This is a genomic window from Clostridium senegalense JC122 (assembly GCF_000285575.1).
Classification (GTDB): domain Bacteria; phylum Bacillota; class Clostridia; order Clostridiales; family Clostridiaceae; genus Clostridium_J; species Clostridium_J senegalense.
Genome location: NZ_HE611052.1, coordinates 18,069 through 41,881 on the forward strand (window position 1 = coordinate 18,069; position 23,813 = coordinate 41,881).

22 protein-coding genes and 1 pseudogene are annotated in these 23,813 nt (G+C 26.3%); 7 read left to right on the forward strand and 16 right to left on the reverse strand.

Translation table 11 applies throughout. The features are described 5' to 3' along the window. Positions 1-125: 125 nt before the first annotated feature. The 7 genes and pseudogenes from CSGHG_RS11765 to pdxS all read right to left on the reverse strand — a co-directional run bounded on the left by CSGHG_RS11765 (position 126) and on the right by pdxS (position 8,430). Entirely contained in the window at positions 126-827 is a 702-nt protein-coding gene (locus CSGHG_RS11765) for a hypothetical protein (protein ID WP_010295502.1), read from the reverse strand. 212 nt (positions 828-1,039) lie between these two features. Beyond that, a complete protein-coding gene (locus CSGHG_RS11770) occupies positions 1,040-1,597 on the reverse strand; it encodes a lytic transglycosylase domain-containing protein (protein ID WP_010295504.1) in 558 nt (185 codons plus the stop codon). Next, a complete protein-coding gene (gene coaE, locus CSGHG_RS11775) occupies positions 1,584-2,213 on the reverse strand; it encodes a dephospho-CoA kinase (RefSeq protein WP_010295507.1) in 630 nt (209 codons plus the stop codon). Before coaE ends, CSGHG_RS11770 begins: the two co-directional genes overlap by 14 nt. Beyond that, positions 2,200-4,824, reverse strand: coding sequence for a DNA polymerase I (polA, locus tag CSGHG_RS11780; protein ID WP_010295509.1), 2,625 nt, complete (start codon positions 4,822-4,824; stop codon positions 2,200-2,202). The genes coaE and polA overlap by 14 nt, the downstream gene beginning before the upstream one ends. Before the next feature lie 184 nt (positions 4,825-5,008). Continuing rightward, complete coding sequence (aroC, locus tag CSGHG_RS11785) at positions 5,009-6,136, reverse strand: chorismate synthase (RefSeq protein ID WP_010295512.1); 1,128 nt, start codon at positions 6,134-6,136, stop codon at positions 5,009-5,011. A gap of 158 nt (positions 6,137-6,294) precedes the next feature. After that, positions 6,295-7,281: pseudogene (locus CSGHG_RS20640) on the reverse strand (RNA-guided endonuclease InsQ/TnpB family protein); the annotation flags it as partial. Positions 7,282-7,551: 270 nt separating this feature from the next. Then, the gene (pdxS, locus tag CSGHG_RS11795) at positions 7,552-8,430 is read right to left on the reverse strand and encodes a pyridoxal 5'-phosphate synthase lyase subunit PdxS (protein WP_010295516.1); all 879 of its coding nucleotides are present in this window, start codon (positions 8,428-8,430) and stop codon (positions 7,552-7,554) included. 191 nt (positions 8,431-8,621) lie between these two features. Between pdxS and pdxR the strand changes: the two genes are divergently transcribed. Next, the gene (gene pdxR / locus CSGHG_RS11800; protein WP_010295518.1) at positions 8,622-10,142 is read left to right on the forward strand and encodes a MocR-like pyridoxine biosynthesis transcription factor PdxR; all 1,521 of its coding nucleotides are present in this window, start codon (positions 8,622-8,624) and stop codon (positions 10,140-10,142) included. Between the two features lie 109 nt (positions 10,143-10,251). On the opposite strand, the gene CSGHG_RS11805 is transcribed toward pdxR, so the two are convergent. The 5 genes from CSGHG_RS11805 to CSGHG_RS11825 form a co-directional block, all read right to left on the reverse strand. After that, positions 10,252-11,943 carry a bifunctional diguanylate cyclase/phosphohydrolase gene (locus tag CSGHG_RS11805; protein WP_010295520.1) on the reverse strand — a complete coding sequence of 564 codons (1,692 nt, stop codon included), beginning with the start codon at positions 11,941-11,943 and terminating at the stop codon, positions 10,252-10,254. A 61-nt stretch (positions 11,944-12,004) separates the two neighbouring features. Further along, positions 12,005-12,139 carry a cyclic lactone autoinducer peptide gene (locus CSGHG_RS20645; RefSeq protein ID WP_010295521.1) on the reverse strand — a complete coding sequence of 45 codons (135 nt, stop codon included), beginning with the start codon at positions 12,137-12,139 and terminating at the stop codon, positions 12,005-12,007. A gap of 75 nt (positions 12,140-12,214) precedes the next feature. Next, positions 12,215-12,784 (reverse strand): accessory gene regulator ArgB-like protein, encoded by a 570-nt coding sequence (locus CSGHG_RS20650; protein WP_010295523.1) that lies wholly within the window; start codon positions 12,782-12,784, stop codon positions 12,215-12,217. An 89-nt stretch (positions 12,785-12,873) separates the two neighbouring features. Further along, positions 12,874-13,335 (reverse strand): hypothetical protein, encoded by a 462-nt coding sequence (locus tag CSGHG_RS11820; RefSeq protein WP_010295525.1) that lies wholly within the window; start codon positions 13,333-13,335, stop codon positions 12,874-12,876. A gap of 81 nt (positions 13,336-13,416) precedes the next feature. Beyond that, complete coding sequence (locus CSGHG_RS11825; RefSeq protein ID WP_010295528.1) at positions 13,417-13,983, reverse strand: DUF5317 family protein; 567 nt, start codon at positions 13,981-13,983, stop codon at positions 13,417-13,419. 356 nt (positions 13,984-14,339) lie between these two features. Between CSGHG_RS11825 and CSGHG_RS11830 the strand changes: the two genes are divergently transcribed. Further along, the gene (locus tag CSGHG_RS11830) at positions 14,340-14,873 is read left to right on the forward strand and encodes a 50S ribosomal protein L25 (RefSeq protein ID WP_010295531.1); all 534 of its coding nucleotides are present in this window, start codon (positions 14,340-14,342) and stop codon (positions 14,871-14,873) included. Positions 14,874-14,910: 37 nt separating this feature from the next. Here the strand turns inward: CSGHG_RS11830 and CSGHG_RS11835 are convergent, their stop codons facing one another. Both CSGHG_RS11835 and CSGHG_RS11840 read right to left on the reverse strand, forming a co-directional pair. Then, positions 14,911-16,575: a ribonuclease J gene (locus tag CSGHG_RS11835; protein WP_010295532.1), complete on the reverse strand. Its 1,665-nt coding sequence runs from the start codon at positions 16,573-16,575 to the stop codon at positions 14,911-14,913. A 186-nt stretch (positions 16,576-16,761) separates the two neighbouring features. Further along, on the reverse strand, positions 16,762-18,129 hold the full coding sequence (locus tag CSGHG_RS11840; RefSeq protein ID WP_010295534.1) for an MATE family efflux transporter: 1,368 nt from the start codon (positions 18,127-18,129) through the stop codon (positions 16,762-16,764). 287 nt (positions 18,130-18,416) lie between these two features. Between CSGHG_RS11840 and CSGHG_RS11845 the strand changes: the two genes are divergently transcribed. Then, complete coding sequence (locus tag CSGHG_RS11845) at positions 18,417-18,656, forward strand: hypothetical protein (RefSeq protein ID WP_010295537.1); 240 nt, start codon at positions 18,417-18,419, stop codon at positions 18,654-18,656. A 203-nt stretch (positions 18,657-18,859) separates the two neighbouring features. Here the strand turns inward: CSGHG_RS11845 and mscL are convergent, their stop codons facing one another. Beyond that, the gene (mscL, locus tag CSGHG_RS11850; RefSeq protein ID WP_010295539.1) at positions 18,860-19,264 is read right to left on the reverse strand and encodes a large-conductance mechanosensitive channel protein MscL; all 405 of its coding nucleotides are present in this window, start codon (positions 19,262-19,264) and stop codon (positions 18,860-18,862) included. A 262-nt stretch (positions 19,265-19,526) separates the two neighbouring features. Here mscL and CSGHG_RS11855 point away from each other — a divergent pair, with 262 nt between their 5' ends. Together CSGHG_RS11855 and CSGHG_RS11860 are read left to right on the forward strand one after the other, a co-directional pair. After that, positions 19,527-20,180 (forward strand): PspA/IM30 family protein, encoded by a 654-nt coding sequence (locus CSGHG_RS11855; RefSeq protein WP_010295541.1) that lies wholly within the window; start codon positions 19,527-19,529, stop codon positions 20,178-20,180. A 292-nt stretch (positions 20,181-20,472) separates the two neighbouring features. Then, on the forward strand, positions 20,473-21,135 hold the full coding sequence (locus tag CSGHG_RS11860; protein ID WP_010295543.1) for a hypothetical protein: 663 nt from the start codon (positions 20,473-20,475) through the stop codon (positions 21,133-21,135). Positions 21,136-21,231: 96 nt separating this feature from the next. On the opposite strand, the gene CSGHG_RS11865 is transcribed toward CSGHG_RS11860, so the two are convergent. Further along, a complete protein-coding gene (locus CSGHG_RS11865; RefSeq protein ID WP_010295544.1) occupies positions 21,232-21,594 on the reverse strand; it encodes a hypothetical protein in 363 nt (120 codons plus the stop codon). Here CSGHG_RS11865 and CSGHG_RS11870 point away from each other — a divergent pair. Both CSGHG_RS11870 and CSGHG_RS20655 read left to right on the forward strand, forming a co-directional pair. Continuing rightward, a complete protein-coding gene (locus CSGHG_RS11870) occupies positions 21,557-21,895 on the forward strand; it encodes a hypothetical protein (RefSeq protein ID WP_010295545.1) in 339 nt (112 codons plus the stop codon). The genes CSGHG_RS11865 and CSGHG_RS11870 overlap by 38 nt on opposite strands. 428 nt (positions 21,896-22,323) lie before the next feature. Then, positions 22,324-23,813 (forward strand): nitrite/sulfite reductase (locus CSGHG_RS20655; RefSeq protein WP_010295546.1); only part of this gene is annotated, 1,490 nt, incomplete at its 3' end.

The window sequence follows — 23,813 nt, forward strand, 5'->3', positions numbered from 1 at the left end:
CATAATTTTTACTAATAATACCACCTACTTTTCTACATGATAAAGAGGCTTATTATTTCCATTGCCTTATAATAGTATATGTAATCTTTCATTTACTATATATATTTTTTAAAATATAATAAATTTTATAAATTACCTTTAAATATATCTAAATGTATCTTGAAATTATTAGAAGATATGATTTTTTTATAGTATATTTTATCATCCTTCATATTTTTATCCTGTTGTGGTGCTACAAATACCTTACATTTATTACAACTATATATTGTATCAATATGTTTTATACCTTCATATGTAGAAAGTTCAAAGGGTCTGTTATCTGCAAAATTAATGCTGTTCATATGTTCTTTACAGAATGGACATTGATAACCACGGTCTACTTTATTTAATTCTAAATCAATTAAAGCAAAGGGTCCTAGATTATTTTTTAAACTATCTTCAAGTTCTCTACCATATATCTCATCTTCAATCCAACTATGATATTTACTAAAATAATCTATAGCTACTAACCATTCTTCTTTATAATCTATTTTACTTTCCTTTATAATAGGTTTTAAACTTTCTTTAAACATTGTTGGATTATACATTTCTAAAAATACTAACATAATTTTTTCATCTATTTTATTTAATACATCTTTATTATAATGCTTTAATATTGTAGCTAAAACATACTCATAACAACACTTTTCACCAAAAGTAACAGAAAACTCACCAATTTTATAGAATCTATTATAGCTTTGAATAGCTATAAGTTTTATATCATCTTTTTTTAAAGCTTTACATATAGTTAAAAAACTTTTTTTACTTTTTAAATTATATTCAGCCATTAAGGCACATCCCTTCTAAAATTTATACTGGATTTCTAATAAAAATTTTTTATATGAAGTCATATTTAAAATTATAACAAATTTATGAAAATTTTTATATAGTCTAATTTTAAAACATTATCTACACTTGATAAAAAGAAAAATAACTAATTTAATCTTTAAGGACTAAACTAGTTATTTATTTCAATAAATTTTATAATTTTAAATTGTAGTTATTTCAAATCATATATTTTTTTATACATATTATAATTTTTATTAACTTTTTCTACATAGTTTTTAGTTTCTTTGAATGGTATAGCATGAAGATTTTCTCCGTCTTTAGAATAATTATCATCTTTTAACCATTTTTGAACATTACCTCTTCCACCATTATATGCTGCAAGCATAAGGTCTAAATCTCCTTCAAATTCAGTGCTAAGATTATTAAGATACCAACATCCCATTTTTATATTGGTTTCAGGGTCATACAAAGCATCATAAGTTATTTCCCCCATTCCACTTTGGGATGCGATCCAATCAGCAGTATCAGGCATTATTTGCATTAATCCATAAGCACCTCTATGAGAGACTGCTTTATTTTCAAATTTACTTTCTGCTTTAATGACTGCCGCTACTAAATTAGGATCAACGCTATATTCTCTTGAATAGGTTATTATGTAACCTTCATACTGTAGAGGATACATATTTTTTAATATAGCATCGTGATTAAAGACTAAGATAATTACTAAAGCTATGAAAGCTAATTTAATTAATGCTTTAAATTTTCTCATTTTTCCCCCTTAGTAATATATCATTTAAGATATGTGCTAATTGACTTTTAGTAAAGTCTAAATCCTTACTATTATCAATTACATAATCTGCGTATTGGATTTTTTCTTCTAGTGAAAGTTGATTTCTTATCCTCTTTAAAACCTCTTCTTTAGATTGTAAATCTCTTTTTATTACCCTTAGAATTTGAGTTTTTTCATCAACCATAACTAGAATAACATAATCCATATAAATTTGCAGATTATTTTCTATTAATGTTGGTGCATCGACTATTGCAATTTCTTCCATATTTTCTCTGCACTTTTTTATTTTATCAAATATTTCTCTTTTTATATAGGGTATTATGATATTTTCTAAAGTTTTTTTTAATATTTCACTCGAAAATACATATTGTCCTAACTTTTTTCTATTTAAAGAACCATCTTCATAAAAATATTCTTCTCCAAATTCATTTTTTATCTTTAAAAGAATTTCTGGATAAATATTTAAAACTTCCCTTGAGATTTTATCAGCATCAATTATACTTATATCTTGTTCCATTATCATTTTAGATATGGTACTTTTTCCACTTCCTATACCACCTGTAAGTCCTACTATTATAGTATTACTTTGTGTCATACCATGTATTTCCTGTATTTATGTCTACTTCTAGGGGGACATTTAAAGTTAAAACTTCTTCCATTGATTTTTTTACAAGTCCTTTTACAGCATCAAGTTCATCTTTATATACATTTAATATAAGTTCATCATGAACCTGAAGTATAAGTGTACTTTTAAAGTTTCCTTTTTTAAGCTCATTGTTCACTTTAACCATTGCAACTTTTATTATATCTGCTGCACTACCTTGTATTGGTGCATTCATTGCTAATCTTTTACCTAATGCTTTAAGTATTTTGTTAGAAGATAATATTTCTGGTATAAATCTTCTTCTATTTAAAATTGTTGTAACATAACTTGTTTTTTCTGCCTCATCAACTATGTTATCTATATAATCCTTTACCTTTGGATATCTAGAAAGATACGTTTCTATATATTCTTTAGCTTCTTTTCTTGTTATGCCTAAATCTTGAGAAAGACTAAAGTCTCCTATACCATATACAATTCCAAAATTTACGGCTTTTGCATTACTTCTCATTGTTTTAGTAACTTCATCTACACTTACATTAAAGACTTCTGATGCAGTTATAGTATGAATATCATTGTGCTTTTTAAAGGCGTTTATTAAATTCTCATCCTGTGAAATATGTGCAAGAACCCTTAATTCTATTTGAGAATAATCTGCAGATAGTAATACAGATTCATCATTATGTGAAATAAATGCCTTTCTTATTTTTCTACCCATTTCGTATTTTATAGGTATATTTTGAAGATTAGGCTCTGTACTTGAAAGCCTTCCTGTTGTAGTAACTGTTTGATTAAAACTAGAATGAATTTTATCATCTACGTCTATTACAGGCTTTAATCCTTCTACGTAAGTAGAATAAATTTTTGAAAGTTGTCTGTAATAAGTTATTTTATTTATTATTGGATGCTTATCTTTTAAAGCTTCTAAAACTTCTGCATTTGTAGAATATCCTGTTTTAGTCTTTTTAATTATAGGTAAATCCAATTTTTCAAATAATATCTTTCCAAGCTGTTTTGGAGAATTTATATTAAACTCTTCCCCTGCAAGACCATAAATTTCACTTGTATAACTGTCTAATTCTCCCTTAAATGCTACTCCAAGATCTTCAAGGGTAGTTCTATCTATCTTAAAACCTTCCTTTTCCATATCAGCAATAGCTTTAGTTAATGGCTGTTCTATATCGTATAATAGTTCTTGCATATTTAACTGTTCAATTTTTTCTTTTTCTAATTCATATATTTTTTCTAGTTTAGAAAGTAAAGTTATTTGTAATTTATCTTCATCCTCTGATTCAACAGTTTCCATTAAAAGATTAGATGATAAAGTCTTTAAACTATATTCGGACTTTGATGAATCTATTAAGTAAGCTGCAATCTCTGTGTCAAATTCTAATGATTTAAGCTCTATATCATCCTTTTGTAAAACTTTATAAAGATTTTTAACATTATGAGATACTTTTTCTATTTTCTCATTTTCAAAGAACTCTTTTAAAACTTTTAAAGTTTCCTCTAGATTCTCTTCTTTTATAGTTTTTATATTTATTACATAATATTTATTATCAAAACACATATATAATTTTTCTAAATATATTTTAGAGAAAACATTCTCATCTTTTGTATTAAATGTAAAAAATGATTTTTCCGTATTTATAGTTAATAATTTTTTTAATTCATCTATGTTTTCTATTAATTCAAATTCTATATCACAGTTATTTTCTTTGCTGCAATTCCCGTCTTCTTTGTTTAATCTATCTATATGAGCTTTAAACTTTAATTTAAAGAAAAGTTCTTTTAATCCATTTGTATCATACTCTTTTTTAGATTTTATTTCATCCATATTAATATCAATAGGAGCATTTTTTACAATAGTAGCTAACTTCTTACTAAATATAGCTTGCTCGCTATTTTCAAGTAAATTTTCTTTAAGCTTTTTGCCACTTACCTTATCTAAATTTTGAAGAAGATTTTCAATACTTTTAAATTCTTTTATAAGTTTAAAAGCTGTTTTTTCCCCAATTCCAGGAACACCTGGTATGTTATCAGATTTATCCCCCATAAGTCCTTTTACATCTATAAATTCTTCTGGAGTTACACCATATTCTTCTATCATTCTTTTTTCATCATAAATTTCTTTTTCTGTTACACCTTTTTTATTTATAACAACTTTTATATTTTCAGTTGCAAGTTGAAGAGCATCTTTATCTCCTGTAACTATATATACTTCCATACCTTCTTTTTCAACATATGTAGCTAATGTACCTATTAAATCGTCTGCTTCAAAACCATCTAACTCAAAAATATTTATTGCCATCTTATTAAGCATATCTTTAACAATTGGAAATTGCATTCTAAGTTCATCTGGCATAGTTTTACGACCGGCTTTGTACTCCTCAAAGCTTTCATGTCTAAAGGTTGGTTTGGACCTATCAAAAGTAGCTACTATATAATCTGGCTCTATTTCATCTATCATTTTAAATAGCATATTAGAAAATCCATATATAGCACCTGTAAATAATCCTTCCGAATTACTTAAATTAGGCATAGCGTAAAATGCTCTATACATTAAACTATGACCATCTAAAATAAGCATTTTTTCTTTACTCATATAATCACCTCATATTTCTATATTAGGAATAATGAAATAAATAAAAAATGAATATTTTTGCCTATTTACCCCAAATACTTTATTGGCAAAATCCAGACATACAACTACTATCTCTGAATTTCATCTTCTTGTCTTCTTATAAATATGACTAAAATCTTCAATCTCTTATCTCTTTTCATATGCCTTAAAGTTTTTGTATGTTTTCCTTTAATTTGTTAAAATCATCCTGTTGATATACTTTTAATATTTCTTTTAATATTTCAAATGCAACAATGTTTTCAATTACAATTGATGCTGGTACAACGCCACAAACATCTGAACGTTCATAACGAGTAGTTACATTAGTATTTTCTTTTAAGTTTACAGATTGTAAAGGTAGTTTTACAGATGGGATTGGTTTCATATAAGCTGTTAATTTTATATTTTCACCGTTAGATACTCCAGCTTCTATTCCTCCACCATTATTTGAAGCCCTTTTTAGTTTTTTATCTTCAAAGTACATTTCATCTAAAAATTCACTACCGAAAACTTTATCTTTATTTAATATATCCCCTATTTCAACAGCTTTAATTCCTTGCAAAGACATAATTGCCATTGATAAAATACCATCAAGTTTTCTATCATAGTGAACATAACTTCCAAGTCCTAGTGGAACACCTTTTACTTCAACCTTTATACTACCACCTACAGTATCTCCTTTATCTTTACAATAGTCTATAAGTTTTTTCATTTTTATTTCAGTTGTTTTATCAAACACCCTAACATCGCTATTATTTATTCTTTCATATACTCTATTATCAAATAAATCCATATTACTGTCTTTATAAGGACCAATAGAGTTAACTTTACTTCTTATTTCAATACCAAGTTCTAAAAGCATATTTTTGCATACGGCACCAACAGCTGTTCTTATAGCAGTTTCCCTTGCAGAACTTCGCTCTATAGTATCTCTTATATCTGTAGTATTATATTTAAAATAACCAACTAAATCACCATGTCCTGGTCTTGGAATTACTATTTTTTCCTCATCCTTTGTCTCATTTTCCATAAATTCTTTCCAATTTTCATAGTCTTTATTAAAGATTATGATAGACATTGGATTTCCTGTTGTTTTATTGCCTCTTAATCCTGACCAAATTTCCGCTTTATCCTTCTCAATTTTCATTCTGTTGCCACGACCATAGCCACATTGTCTTCTAGAAAGTTCATTATTTACAAAATCTAAATTTAAACAAAAATTAGCTGGCAGTCCTTCTAATATTGCTACCAAAGCTTTTCCATGGGATTCTCCACTATCTAAAAACCTAAGCATATAACTCTGCTACTCAAAATATGGACAAAAATACCCATATTGAGATTTTTCCTGTTTCAATGTACTACATTTTGCCGAAGCTACTTTGGTTTATATAGCACTCCACAGGCTTAAATTCCCATTTAGCCAACGGTACATATATAAGTATCTATTTAACGTTAGATAATCTTATATTCTTTTGCATCTCTAAGATTATATGAAGCATTTGCATCTCTATCAAAACTATAACCACACTTGCAATTATATACTCTATCTGAAAGCTTTAAGTCCTTTTTTACGCTTCCACATTTATTACAAAGTTTAGATGATGGATACCATATACTCACTTGTCTTATTTCAATATTATTTTGATGTGATTTTGAAATAAGTTTATTTCTTAACTCATACAATTTTTGCTTTTGTACAGCTTTAGATAAATGCTTATTCTTAATCATATTAGAAATGGCCAAATCTTCTATAGTTATAAAAACTGGCTTGATTTTCACTAGTTCTGAAACTATTTTATTATTATAATCATTTCTAATATTATATAATCTTTGATGGATTTTCTGTACCTTAACTACTTGCTTTTGGATATTTTGTCTAGTAGCTTCCTCCTTATTATTTTTATTTCTTATTTTTAAACTTTCATATTTCCTTGAAAGTTTTCTTTGTTCCCTTTTTAATTTTCTTTCTATTTTTTTAACTTTACTCGTCTTATTTATATTTTTAAATTTTATTCCATTACTGCAAATAGCAGTATCTTTTATCCCTAAATCAATACCTATTCCACAAGAATAAGGTTTATCATTCGGTTTTATATCTTCTTCAACCAATATATATACATAATATCTATCTGATTTTTGACTAACTGTTCCACTCTTTACAACAGAGTTAGTTGGTATATACCCATATTCTTTTAATCTCATCCACCCAATCGTTGGTATATTAACTCTATGTCTTTCTATAGTCCAATCAGTTTTATTATTCTTAGGAAAATAAGCTTTAACATCTTTATTCTTCTTTTTCTTGAACTTAGGAAAACTTGTTTCTCCTTTAAAGAATTTTTTAAAAGCTTTTTCTCCATTCATAATAGATTGTTTTGTAGCTTTAGAAGATACTTCTTTTATCCACTTTTTATCTTGGTTATTAGGGATATACTCACTTCCTTTTATGAGTACATTTCAACACATTTTTACACTAATTTCAATAAATTTAGCAACTATTACTTAGCTCCTTAATATGTAATTTATGACCTTAACATTTACGTTTCATAAAAATTCCTTTAGTTCTTTATTATAACATTAGTTTACCTTATTAACAATAAATCTATAGCCATAGAAAACATCTAGATAAAAAAATAAAAACTATGTCAAAACTTTAATTTCATTTTGACATAGTCTATATTTTCATTTTACTTTTTACCTATTATAATACTACCATCCTCTATTAGCATATAAACTATTTTCAGGAATTTCTCTTATATCAAGACTATCCATAGCTGTTCCTAAATCCTCTGATATTTGAGCAAGAATTTCTGGCTTATTGTAATTTTTTACTGCTTTTACTATAGCTTCTGCTCTTTTTTCTGGATTAGAAGATTTAAATATTCCAGATCCTACAAAAACTCCATCACAACCAAGTTGCATCATAAGTGCTGCATCTGCTGGTGTAGCTATACCACCTGCTGCAAAATTAACAACCGGTAACTTTCCATTTTCATAAACATATTCTATTAAATCAAAAGGTGCTCCCATGTCTTTGGCAATTGTCATCAGTTGTTCCCTTGTAGCACTTTTTACTTTTTTTATATCATCTGTAACTTGTCTCATATGTCTAACTGCTTCCACTACATTACCTGTTCCAGCTTCACCCTTAGTTCTTATCATTAGGGCTCCTTCTCCTATTCTTCTCAAAGCTTCTCCAAGATTTCTTGCACCACATACAAATGGAATATTAAAAGCTTTTTTATCTATATGAAAATCTTCATCTGCTGGTGTTAAAACTTCACTTTCATCTATATAATCTATTTGTATCGCTTCTAAAATTTGAGCTTCAACAAAGTGTCCTATTCTTACTTTTGCCATTACAGGAATAGATACTGCTTTTTTTATTTCTCTTATCATTTTAGGATCAGACATTCTTGCAACTCCACCTTGTTTTCTTATGTCTGATGGAACACGTTCTAAAGCCATTACTGCAACAGCTCCTGCTTTTTCAGCTATTTTAGCCTGCTCTACATTTACAACGTCCATAATTACTCCGCCTTTTAACATTTCGGCAATATTTTTCTTTGATTCATATTTGTTTCCCATAATATCTCCCCTTTACAAAACTAAAATATTAATATATAATAAGTGTAACGATACAATTTGTTTTTATTTATAGATATATGTACTAAAAATATATTTTGTATCGTTCAAACAATTAAATTATTGCATACAATTTTAAGATTGTCAATACAATTTTGAAATTTATAATACAATTTTCGAAAGGAATGTTTTTAATGGATACTTTATCGATACAATTGGATAAAAATTGTAGCGTCCCAATGTATATGCAAATTGCTAATAGTATAGAAAAACTTATAGATAAAAGTGAACTATCTATTGGTGATAAGCTTCCACCTATACGTAAATTAGCTACAGAACTTAATGTAAATAATGTAACTATAGTAAATGCATATAAGCATTTAGAGGTTAATGATTATGTTACTGCTATTAAAGGCAGTGGATATTATATCAAAGATAGAAAATTTAAAAAAATTGTACCGAGCGATACTACAAAAGAATATTTTTCACCGATACAAAATGATGACTATGATTATGAATATGAAAATATAAAACTTATGACTAGTGGCCAAATTGAAATTTCTGAAAATGCAATTAACTTTGCTAGTGCTACGCCAGACCCTAGCATATTTCCTGTAGATATATTTAAAAGTGCATTAAACGAAGTTCTTGATAGAGATAAGGGCTTTGCATTTGGATATCAGGAAAGTAATGGTTATGAACCTTTACGCGAAGCTCTTTCTGATTATTTATTAAGATCAAATTCAATAAAGGTTCCATCAGATTTTATACAAATAGTTTCTGGTGCACAACAAGGTATTGATATTATTGGGAAATGTCTTTTAAACCCTGGTGATTATGTTATAACCGAAAACCCTACTTATAGTGGCGCTGTTTCTGTTTTTAAATCTAGAGATGCTCAAATTGTAGGAGTACCAATGTTGCAGGACGGGATAGATACTGATATTTTAGAAGAAAATGTAAAGAAATATCATCCAAAACTTGTATATCTTATGACTAAATTTCAAAATCCAACTACAATATCTTATAGTGAAGAAAAACTATACAAAATTTTAAAAATGGCTGATAAATATAATTTTTATATAGTTGAAGACGATTCATTAGCAGGTCTTTCATTTTCTAATTTTTCTATGAATACAACTTTAAAATCATTAGATACAAATGACCGTGTAATATATGTAAAAAGTTTTTCTAAACTTTTAATGCCAGGTTTAAGAATAGGTTTTGTAACTTGTCCTGAAATAATTGTTGATAAATTTATGATGGCTAAACACACAACTGATATTTCTTCATCTGGTTTAATACAAAGAGCACTTCATATATATTTTGAAAAAGGACAATGGGAAAATCATTTATCTTATATGAAAAATATTTATAAAAGTAAATATGATGCAATGGTATGTGAACTTAACAAACTTGAAAAGTATGGTATAACTTTTTTCAAACCACAGGGTGGACTTAATTTTTGGTTAACGCTACCTAAAGAATTAGATGCAACAAAACTCTATTTAGAATGTGCAAAAAAAGATGTGCTTTTAGTACCAGGTAAAATATTTTATACTTCCAAATGTGATAATATGGATAAGACTATACGACTTAGTTTTGCTGGAACTAATGTAGATGAAATAAAAGCAGGTGTTTCAATTATAAATGATATAGTTTTAAAACTTATTAATAAAACCACTAAAAAAACTTACTTAACACCAATGATTTAAATATTTTGAAAGGATAACTTAAAGTTTATCTCAAATTTTAAGTTATCCTTTTTAAATAAAAAATATATGATTATTATTAAAGTTAAATAATCATATATTTTCATAAAGTTTAAAATTCCAACATGTCTTTTTTTTCATATATAGCATCTATAAAAATCCTAACAATATCCGGATCAAATTGAGAACCACTACATCTTTTTAATTCTTCAATTGCCTCCTTATAATCTTTCTTTTTTCCATATGGTCTGTTTGATGTCATAGCATCAAAACTATCAATTACCGTCAATACTCTAGATAAATAGGGTATTTCTTTTCCTTTTAATTTACTTGGATAACCGTTTCCATCATACCTTTCATGATGATGTAATATTATTTCAGATATATCCTTTAATGGATTAATTTGGCTTATAAGTTCAGCACCTTTTATGGGATGTTCCTTTATAATATTCCATTCCCTCTCATTTAAAGTAGATTTTTTAGTTAATATATCTTTATCAATATGAATTTTTCCTACATCATGAAGATAAGCTGAATATACTAAAGTTTTTATATCATTATTACTCAATTTGATTTTATCACCTATTAATTTAGTGTAAAAAACCATTCTTTCACAATGACCATAAGTATATTTATCCTTAGAATTTATAACACTTATCAATGTTTTTATAGAAGTTATTTTCTCAGCATCCTCTTTACATACATTAAAATCAATTCCTTCAAAAATACATTCATAAAACTCTGTTCTATTTCTACTTAAGAATTTAGCCCTATATAAAGCATCATCTGCAGTTTTAATAAGTTCTTCTGCATCGTCAGCTTTAGACGGATACAAAGAAACCCCTATTGACACTGTAAGTTTACCTTTAGGTTGATTTTCTTCCCCATAAAATTTATATTTTTCAATAATTTTCCTTATATCTTCAGCAATATTTATAAGTTCACATTCATCTATTGAAGGTAGAATAATTGAAAATTCTTCACCACCATATCTTGAAACTATATCACATTTTCTAACATTTTGCTCTAATAGTTTTGCTACCTTAAAAAGAACCTTGTCTCCATTTTGGTGGCCATAAAGATCATTATAATTTTTAAAGAAATCTATATCTAAAAATATAATACCAACAGAATCCTTAGTTTCTTTTGCTATTCTTATTTGTTCTCGTATTTTATCTTGAAAATATCTATGGTTATATACATTTGTTAATCCATCTTTATTAATTGCTTTTTCTAACTCTTTAATATGTTCTTTTTCTATTTTTACATAATAACCAAGAGGCCAAGCAGTTAACATAAAAATACCACTTAGTATTAAGTCCCTTTGAAAATATTGATTAACACTTTTATTGGGTCCACATATTAAATCTAATGCTAATATTAAGATGGAAGAACTAGCTGCTATAAGCAATCCATGATTCATGCCACACTGTATGGTAGAGGTTATAATTATAAATAGAAATATTAATTTATACTCACTAGTATAACCACCTGAAACAATTATACAAAAGAATAATAATACTACAAAAATCATATTTTCAATTATATGTATTTTCTTATGACTTTTTTCACAATATCTCTTGCTAATTGAAAATGTCCAAAGTGTATAAATACCTGTTAATAAAAGAATAGGAAGCATAAAACATATAAAATCTATATTATTGTATATAAACATATCTAAGTATCCATTTTTTTGAAACATCACATCAAAAAATATTATAGTAACAAAAAATAATGATGCTATTTTTACTATAGATACAATATCATTGATTTGTTTTATCTTTACTTTTTCACTATCTTTCATAGAATTTACCCTTTTTTACTTAATTTTTAAAATAAAGACCGGATAAACCGATCTTTATTTACTACTCATCTCTTAAACTTTTAGGTTCTTCTGGTTGATAAAATGCCCAGTAACATGCTGCTGATGCTACTGTTGAAGCTACAACTGTCATAGCTGTTGCTACTAACATTAATATTTTGTTTCTAGATTTTCTCATAAAGTTCCCCTCCCTTATATGGCACATCAAATTAAATAATAAATTAAATTACTTCTTTTTTGTAATTATAATCTACTATCTTTTTTCACATACCTCATAACTAATTATATTACTTAAAAAACAATCTACTTTACTTAACAAAAGATGTCCTATTTTAGTAAGCGTAAAAACTTGCCATAACATCCCACTACAAATGCACAAAGAATAAACCATTAAATCATAGTTTTCCCACATGTAATATGCTATAAGATTCAATATGACTAAAACTAAATATACACTAATTGTTATTATAGATTTTCTTTTAAGTTTTAAGCGTTTTTTGGTGTTTTTTATAGGTTTTTTTATACTATCTACCGGCGCTAACTTATACACTAATATATAAGATATTAAAAATGCTATTACTCCAAAAAATATAACTACATATAATGTTATATTAATATTTTTTATAATCAAAGAACAAATTATAGGTACTAAAGTTCCTACTATTGCACATATTCCTGGAGTACTTGCATGAATTCCACCAGAAGATTTTCTTAAAATAGCTATAGTAAATGATATTATTAATGCTTCTACAATTGCATGAAAAATGAATCCTACTATAATTACTAATAAAATACAAAATATACTTTGAAAGAATGCAAACATACCATATGCTATAACATCTTTTTTTCATCATCTAAATCTAATTTTATTGCCATCCATTTAGAAATTGCATTTACTATTTTAAGCATAATTTAAAACTCTCCACTTTCCCTTCCAAATCCATACCTTATTAAACTTATTAAAGCAATGAAAATTACCAATGATGGTAAACCATACATAACTTTCATATAACTATCATTAAAAATGTAAACTATATTTTTATTTAAAATGTTTTTAATAAATAATATATTAAGACCTTCACTAAAAAATTGAAGTATAGATAGTTTAATTGCTATCTTAACACTTGAAATTACATCTATGTTATTCAAGATATGGCTTATGACCACTAATATAAGTATATTTAAAATAGTATGGACTCCAAAATTTATAGGCAATTTTCTTATAATGTATATACAAATAACCAATACTATACTAGAATTTATATAATTTTTCATATTAAATTCTGTTCTTGAAAATGTATACATGCCAAATAAAATTATAAGACTTTCTGGCAATACTCTACATACTATTTCTAAAAAAGATAAACTAAGCATCTTTTTTACACCTCCATATATACAAGGAATTTTTCATTTGTTTGTTTAGAAGTATAAAATTTAATCCTATCATAAATTATTCTATATTACTTTTAATGAATTATTTTCGTCTTGTTTTTTGTTTGCCAACTTAATAGAAGTGTAAATTATAATAAATACATAAGCACGTATTAATATATCCCCGATGCTTAGAACACTGTATCCTAAATCAAAAATATCTGTTAAAAAAATCACACTACTATTTTTATCACCTAATACATGTATATCTTTAACTATATTAAAAGCTTCCTTTGTTGCATATCCAGTTTTATATGATAAAGTTGGAAATACTGGCATCTTACCATTATTTTTTAATATAGCTATTTTATTTAAAATACTACCTATAAAGATAAATACAGACCCTATAATAGCTTGTACATACTCCTTATATTTTAAAATTAAAAAAATATATGACATTAAATAAATTGTCTTTATATTCTTTAAATAAATTATAGTATGATAATTACCACGAAAAATATTAATTTGTAATATAAAACAAATTATTTCTAAAAATATTGGAGGATATATCTGCCAAGTTTTAAATATAGGCTTTATTTTATACCCTTTTATTTTTCCAATTAAAAAAGCTAAAAAAATAGTTTCTATCATAAATTCTCCCTAATAAAATAATTCTATAGCATTTCATGTCTTATAATAACATATTTTTTTAACTATTTGCAAATATATTTTACAAATTATTGTTTATTTTAACAATTATTATAATATTTATTAACAAAATGTAAACAATTACTCTATTCCCTTTATTTTATTTTTTTTCCAGTTAAAATAGAATTAATACTATAACCTAAAAAGGAGAGTGATGCATATGTGGAGGGGTACTTACAATTTCTTAAGCAGATTTAAGACCTCCTAATATGTGAAGTATTATCTTAAATTGCTTTAGAATTTGATTTTATAAGTAAAAATGACAAAAAAAATAATTTTACAGTTAAGGAGTTTAAGATATGAATATAGTTGATATAAAAGAAAGAAATGCAAATGAAAAAGGTAAAAAATTAAGAGCACATGGAGAAGTTCCTGGAATAATATTTGGGAAATGTTTAGAAACAAATATACCAGTTAAAATTGACAACTCTACATTAATCAAATTACTTAGATCAAATTCTGAAGGTTCAATAATAAGACTTAATCTTAATGGAACTTCAAAGCTTTGTGTCGTTAAGAAAGTTGATAAGGATGCAGTATCAGGAAAAGTATTGCACGTTGAGTTCCAACAAGTTGTTGAAAAAGAGATAATTAAATTAAAACTTTCAGTAAGTCTTAAAGGTCATGAAAACCTTGCCTTAAAGAGATTAGTTGTAGAAAACTTCTTAAATGAAGTTGAGCTTCAAGGTGAAGTTGAAAAAATACCTGAATTTATAGAGTTATATGTTGGAGATAAAGAATATAACGATAAAATTTATGTAAAAGATATACCGCTTCCTGAAGGTGTCAAATTTATAACTGAGCCGGAAACTTTACTAGCTATAGTTAACTAAAACTTGAGACTGTATAAAATACAGTCTCTTTATTTTTTTAAATTTCCATTATAATAGGTAAAATTGTAGGTCTTCTTTTAGTCTTTTCATATATTAATGTCTCAACAGCTCTTTTCATATTAGATTTTAAAAGATACCACTCAATTATTTGATTTTCTAATGCATCCTCTAACTCTTTTTTAGCAACTTCTTTAACTTTACCTATTAATTCTTCTGACTCTTTCACATAAACAAATCCACGAGTTATCACATCTGGACCTGAGATTAATGTATAACTTTCTCTTTCTATTGCAACAACAATAGTTACCATTCCTTCTTGTGCTAAATGTCTTCTGTCTCTAAGCACTATATTCCCTACATCACCTACACCAAGACCATCTACTAGTATATTCCCTGTTTTAACTTTTCCACATAATTTTGCATTATCCTTTGTTGCTTCAAAAACACTTCCATTTTCCAATATAAATATTTTATTTTCTTCCATACCTAAACTTTCTGCTAAATCTTTATGGTGTTTTAAATGTCTATACTCTCCATGTATTGGTATGAAATATTTAGGCTGTACTAATCTATGCATCAATTTTAATTCTTCCCTAAAGGCATGACCTGATACGTGTACTTCTTCTAAAGCCTCGTATATTACATCTGCCCCTTTTTTAAATAACTGATTAATAACTCTTGATATTAATTTTTCATTACCTGGAATTGGTGATGCAGATATAATAAATAAATCCTTTGGTTCTACTTTGATTTTTTTATGAGTAGAAAAAGCTATTCGTGCCAATCCTGCCATTGGTTCTCCTTGACTTCCTGTAGTTACTATAGTAACTTTATCATTATCCATTCCAGCAATTTCATCAACTTCTATAACAAAATCATCTGGTATGTGTAAATATCCTAACTCCCTTGCAACTTCTGATATACTCTCCATACTTCTTCCACTAAAAGCAACTTTTCTTCCATGTTTGATAGATGAGTTTATTATTTGTTGCATTCTATGAATATTAGACGCAAATGTAGCTACAATTACACGGCCATCAGCTTTAGAAAATATTTTATTTAAAGTTTCTCCAATGGATTTTTCTGATATAGTATGGCCACCTCTCTCTGCATTAGTACTATCGGCCATTAAAAGTAATACACCTTCTTTTCCTATCTCAGATATTCTTTGTAAATCCATAAATAATCCATCAATTGGTGTGTAATCTATTTTGAAATCACCAGTATGAAGTATTGTTCCAAGTGGAGTATGAATTGCTATGGCACAAGAATCTGCAATACTATGAGTTGTTCTTATAAATTCTATTGCTAAATTTTCAAGTTTTATAATATTACCAGGAGCAACTACATTTAATTTATATTCAAACTTTAAATTACTGTCTTTTAGCTTTTTTTCAATTATTCCTAAAGTTAATTTACTACCATATACAGGTACATTTATTTGTTTTAATATATAAGGTAGTGAACCTATATGATCTTCATGACCATGAGTTATAAAAATTCCCTTTACCTTTTCTTTATTGTTAAGTAAATAAGTAACATCTGGTATTATTAAATCTACACCATACATTTCTTCATCTGGAAATGCTGCCCCACAATCTATAACTATAATTTCTTCTTTATATTCTATAGCTGTAATATTTTTTCCTATTTCCCCTAAACCACCTAGTGGAATAACTTTTAATTTTTCTTCAATTGACACTAAAAACCCTCCTTATCTGTAATGTTTAAAATTATTATTCCTATATAGGTATAAATTAATTCTAAAACAAAAAAATAACCTAAATAAATATAAAAAAGCTATACAGAAGTAAGTTATAAAATTACATTCTTGTACAGCCTCTTTACATCTATAATTTTCTAAGTTATATCTTAAGCAATTAAATAGTTAATTAAGTTGATTTTCCATTTTAGTCAATGTTTTTTTATAAAATATAGTAAAACAAGTTACTGTAGTAATTGCTGCAATTATATCTGCAACTGGCTCTGCAAGTAATACTCCTTGAAGTTTATTTTCCATAAAAATAGGAATTATAAATGTTAACGGTATAAGAAGTACTATTTTTCTTAACAATGCAAGAAATAGCGATGTTTTAGCTTGTCCTAATGCTAAGAAAGTTTGTTGACATGCTATTTGAGCTCCTATAGCAAAAATTCCACCAAAGAATATTTTTATACTCCAAGAAGTTATAGCTAAAAGTTCTGCTTTATCATTAAATATACTGACAAAAACTTCTGGGAATACCATAAGAGATATCCATACAACTACGGCATAAATTATCGAAGATTTCAATAACAATTTAAAAGTATCTTTAACCCTATCAATATTCTTTGCTCCAAAATTATAACTTATTATCGGTTGTGCACCTTGAGTAAGCCCTGTAAGTGGTAACGTTACTATTTGACTAATACTACTCATTATAGTCATGGCTCCTACTGCTAAATCACCACCATATACCTGAAGTTTATTATTCAATGTAATTAAAACTAAGCTTTCAGTGGATTGCATTATAAATGGTGCAACTCCTAACGTTATAATTGGAAAAATAATTTTTAAATTTGGAACCATATATTTTTTTCTTATTTTTAAAATACTTTTTTTCCCAAATAAAAAGAATATAACCCATAATGCTGAAACAAATTGAGCAGTAACTGTAGCTATTGCTGCCCCTTTAACACCCATATCAAATACAAATATAAAAATCGGATCTAATAATATGTTTACAGCAGCGCCAATAAGTACAGTAATCATTCCTATTTTTGCAAAACCTTGAGTATTTATAAAAGGGTTCATTCCTAATGATATTTGAACAAACAGTGTACCTATTAAATATATAATTAAATAATCCTTTGCAAACCCTATAGTTGCGTTACTTGCACCAAATGCCCACAATATTGGTTCATTAAAAATTAAAAATGTAACCGTTAAAATTAATGATATTATTATAAGCATTGAAAAACTATTGCTAAGTATTTTTTCTGCACTATCATTATCTTTCTCACCCATTTTTATAGCAGCAAGTGGTGCCCCACCCATTCCGATTAAGGCTGCAAAAGCAGATATTATCATAATTATAGGAAAAGCAATACCAACACCTGCCATAGCTATATCTCCATTTTCTATTCTTCCTATAAAAATTCTATCCACTATGTTATATAGTACATTTACTATTTGAGCTATGATAGCTGGAGTAGCTAATTTAAATAATAAGTTTCCTATATTACCTTTGCTTAAATCTGTATTATTTGACTCCATAAATAGTTCCTTCCTTCTTGAATTTATTTTTTATGAATCATGATTCACCTTTTATTAATCTTTTAAAATTATACTACAAATCTAATAATATATAAAGAGCATAATATTTTATAAAAATCAAGAATTGGTAACATTAGTTACGGATTTTCGTGAAAATATTTTATATAATAAAATAAATGAGTTAAAATATACTTTCTAACTTAATATATTCAAGTTATTAAACTATAAAAATTATATAAATAAAATAATATTTTAATTTAAAGTTTACATTTTAGGAGGATTTAAATATGAGTTGTGGATGTACTGGATTAGAAAAAGATGGGAAGGCTATAGTAGATTTAGTAAGAAGTAAAGAAAAAGAAGATTTAAAAATGAAAGTTGAACATGAAATACAATGTTCTTGTGGTAATACATTTATAATGACTACACATGTGGATAAATGTCCACACTGTAATATGACTTATGGTGTTACACCTTGTAGTTCTATGAATAAAGAAAATATACTTGCTGCTGGAATTAATTATTAATTTAAATGTAAAAAAGATAAAGTCAAACTATACTGACTTTATCTTTTTTATCTAATTATTTTTAAACATATATTTAGAATTTAGGATTAATAATTTACTGCTAGTTAATAAATTACCTTAAATTTACCCTAGGTAGTTAAATATTATAACTATCACTACCTATAATATTTTTATGGAAACAACTTGTGAAACTTTAATCTATTTTATTTATTTTTTAAAACATCCCTTATTTCTTTTAAGATTTCTAACTCTTCATTTATTTTCATTTCTTTCAATTCTTCTTTTTCATATTTTTTCTTAAACTTATTTATAAATTTTATAACTATAAATATAGATAATGCTATAATTAAAAAATCTACCACGTTTTGCAAAAACATTCCTAAATTCAGTGTTATTGCTGGCTTATTTTGTGTTTCCTTAACAATTTCAATAGCAAAGTGTGAGAAATTAATTCCTCCTGTAAAAAATCCTACTATTGGCATTATTATATCATTTACCATGGATGTAACTATTTTACTAAATGCTCCTCCAATTACTACACCTACAGCTAAATCTATTACATTACCCTTTACTGCAAATTCTTTAAATTCTTTAATTAATTTTTTCAAAACTGCACCACCTTTTTAGCTTTAATAATAATAGTTTATCCAAAGAAATTGTAATTATAATTTTTCAATATACCCTTATTTGAATCGCATATTAAGATATTCTTATTATAACTTCGACAAATATATTTTAATTTTCACTGTTAATTTATTGAATTTATTGGTTTTTTTTAATAATTTATGTATAATATAATAAAATATATTAAATTTAAAAAATAAATTAGTTTTTTATAATACTAGTTTATTTTAAAAGGAGTAATTAAAAATGGGAGTTTTTACAAGATTATCAAATATACTTAGTGGTAAAGCAAATAAAGTTCTAGACGGATTAGAAAATCCTATTGAACAAATAGATGTAGCTATAAGAAATAGGCAAACTGCTGTAGACAATGCTAAAAGAGAAAGTGCATCTTTTATAGGTTCTATCAATGAAAAAAGAAGAGAGGTAAATGAACTTAAAAGTACAATTTCTCAATATGAGGAAGGTATTAAAAAAGCCTTATCTAACAATGATGAAGAAAAAGCAACTAAATTTTTAGTTAAGAAAAAAGATTTAGATAAAAAGCTTGAAAGTTTAAATATTACTATAGAAAAAATCTCTACTAGTGCTAATTTAGTTAAAGAAAATATAAAAAAGCTTGAAAATGAAGTTGAAGAATTAAAATCAAAAAAATCAGAACTTGCTGCAAGATATTCTACTGCTGAAGCTCAAGCTAAAGTTAATGAAATTTTAACTAATGTAAATAAAGATTCTAACATTTCTATAGATGAAATTGAGAGAAAAATACAAGAAAAAGAAAATTATGCTAATGGTCTAGAGTCATTCAAAGAAGAAAATCCGGAAGATGAGTTAAAGTCCTATTTAAATGAAAATTTAAATTCACAGGACTTAAAATCTGAATTAGACAAATATAGATAACTATAGTGAAATAAGCTCCTCTAAAATGTAATAATGTAATGTTGAATTTAACGTACTTTAGAGCATATATCACTATTGGATCTATACACGTTTTTGAATTAGCAATTTTTAATTAAACTTTGAAACCTATATATGTAAACAAGCTCTCATTTAAATTTAATAATTTTAAAAAATTTTATACAAAATTAAATATTAATTTATATGATTACGAGCTTGTTTTACTTCTTTATCTATTCCACCTTTAAAATTAGATTTTAACCTTATACTTTAATAAAACAAGGAAGTGAAGCACTTGAATAAAATAAAAGAATTTACAAATAGCGAAAGAAATTACTATAAAGATTTATATACTGAATTAATATTATCTATAGATAATATTAGCGAATTACTAGATGAAGAGGATTATAATAGTAGATTTTTTATAAAGAAAGTTCATATAATAAAAGATTATTTGGATAAGTTAGATGATGCAGATTATAAAGCTGATAAAAAAGACTTTTTTGATTTTTTAAAAAGTGATGAAAAATATAAAACTGAAGTTTTAAATTATAAATCTACTATAATTAACGATTTGAAAAAATTAGAACTTTGTAGAAAGTGTAAATGTTTAAAATGCGTATCCAGCTGTTCTTTTAAAAAATGTTTGAATTGCCTTCCATCTTATTATGTTCATAACTGCAATAAGATGGATAACTGTATAACTAAGGGGCTAAATACTATTACTTTATATTCTAACGATGAAGAAAGAGATGTAAACTTTGAAGCTCTAGGACTGTTAGAAGATTTAAAAGAAAATAAATATTATATATACTTAGTAGAAAACAATAATAGAAATAATCAACATATATTAGAATATGTAAAATATCTAAATGGTGAAGTAGAGTATCTACCTATTACTAAGGAAGATTTAGATAAAATATATGATTCTTTTGTTAAGCTAAATTGTTATGAATAATAAATTAGCTCGATTTTTAGCTGTAATTTTCTTATCTATTTTTGTTTTCACAGGATTTTTTAGTAATGATACCGTTGTTTTTGCTAAATCTAGTAGTCATTCAAAATCAAAAACTACATCTGTAAGTAAATCTAAAAGTAGTTCCAAGGTTAGTTCTGGTAGCTTTTCTAAGTCTAGTACCTCCACAAGCAAATCCTCAACTAAACCTAAAAGTAATGTTACTAAAAATAAGCCTACAACTAATTCAAAAGTAAAGTCTGGTAGTTTTTCTAAGTCTGATAGTTCGAAATCTTCAACTAAACCTAAAAGTGATGTAACTAAAAGTAAATCTACCACTAATTCAAAAGCAAGTTCCGGTAGTTTTTCTAAACCTAAAACAGATACCAAATCAAAATCTACTACTGATAAATCTAAAAGTAGTGTGTCTACAGATAAAACTGTAAATGATTCAAAAATCAATTCTGGAAATTTCTCTAATCAGAAATCCAATAGTTCAAAATCTAAAAATGAAACAACTACAAGTGAATCAAAAGTAAAGTCTGGTAGTTTTACTACTCCTAAAGGTACTAGTAATGAAACAAATAAAACCACTACAAAATCTAAAAGTTCTACATATAAGCAAAGCACTTCAAAAGTACGTAGTAGTTCTAGATGGCTACATTTTAATAACTCAGTATTTAGAATATCATCATATTTAATTGTACTAGTTATATTTATAATTGTAGTTTTAATATTTTATTATAAATTTAAAATAAAATAATTTTTAAAGGCAGCTTTTAAAGCTGCTTTTTTTATACAAATTTTTAAATGTATAATTATATAAAATTATTTATTGTACTTATATCATTAATTTTTTTAATGATTTTCATTTAAAACTTTCATATATTGTATATTTAAACCTTATGTTGTATATTTGCAATATAAGGTTTAAGGGATTTATTGCAATTTTATCAGTTAATAAGAATCGCATACTCAAAAGTAGGTTACATTATAGAATATGTAAATATATATTTAAAGTTAAATCTTTTAATACAGACGCAGATGAAATCTATAGCTTTCATCCCTATAAAATACTTAAAACCTAATTATATGTTTAAAAATGATTATTGTATAAGAAAACGTATAAACTTAATTTTTATAGTTTATTAATGTTTTAATTTTAAAATAAAAGGATATAAGGTGATATTAATGAGTGAGTTAAAAAAACTATTTTTAAGTGAAATTCCTGAGTTTAAAAAAACCGGTTTGAAATTTATTAACAAAGAGCTTTCAAGAGGAGATTTCAAAGGTATCTCTGGAGGCTTTGGAGTGTATTCTCACAGAGATGGTGAACATTTCATGATAAGACTTAGAATTCCTTCTGGAGTAGCTTCATTAGAAAATCTTAAAGATATTTATACAATTGCAAAAAAATATAATTTAGACAAGGTTCATCTAACAACTCGTCAAGCAATTCAACTTCATGGTCTTTCAATTGAAGATATATGTTCCGTTATGGATGAATGCATAAACAAAGGAATATATACTAGAGGTGGTGGTGGAAATTTTCCTAGAAACGTTGCCATGTCTCCCCTTTCTGGTGTAGATACAACTGAAGCTTTTGATGTTACACCATATGCTTTAGCTGTTAATGAACACTTCATGAAAAAAAATACAACATATAAACTACCTAGAAAATTAAAAGTATCTTTTTCTAGCAACGATAACGATGAAGGACATTGCACAATTCAAGATCTTGGCTTTTTAGCTTGTACTAAAGATTCTAAAAACTATTTTAGAGTATATTTAGGTGGTGGACTTGGCAGAAATGGCAAAGTAGCTATAGAGTTCGATAATCTAGTAGAACCTAAAGATGTACTGTATCACGTAGAGGCTATGACTAATTTCTTTATAGCTGAAGGAAATTATGAAAATAAAAACAAGGCCCGCATTAGATATATAGTTGAAAAACTTGGAGTAGATGGTTTTATAAAAGAATATAAAAAACATCTTGCATTTGCAATAGAAAAATATGATTTAGATTTAAATATTACACCTATAAATTATAATAAAAAAGGTATAAATACAAGCTTGAAAAATTCAAGACTTATACCTCAAAAACAACAAGGGTTATATAGTGTTTACTTCCATCCTATTGGTGGTCAATTATCTATGGATAATTTCAAACTAATATTAGATGAACTTGAAAAAATAGAAAAACCAATAGTTAGACTTTCTATGACAGAAGGATTATATTTTATAAACTTAAATGGAGAAGAGGCTGAAAGAATTTTAAAAGTTACTAAAAATCTAGGTGGAGAAAATAAACTTGAACAATCTGTATCTTGCATAGGTGTACCAATATGCCAAATGGGAGTTGCAGAAAGCCAAAGTACTCTTAATGCAATAATAGACTATTTTAAGGAAAATAATCTTGAAGATGATATACTTCCAAGCATCCATATTTCTGGTTGTCCTAATTCTTGTGGTGTTCACCAAGTTGGAGAAATTGGATTAACTGGCAAAATGAAAAAAGTTAATAATATCTCTACTAAATGTTTTGAACTTCATATTGGTGGTGCTTTCGGATATGGTAAAGCATGTCTTGGAGAAATTTATGGTGATATCACTGAAGATAGTGTTCCAAAAATGCTATACAAACTTGCACTTGAAATAAAAAATAAAAACATAACTTTTGA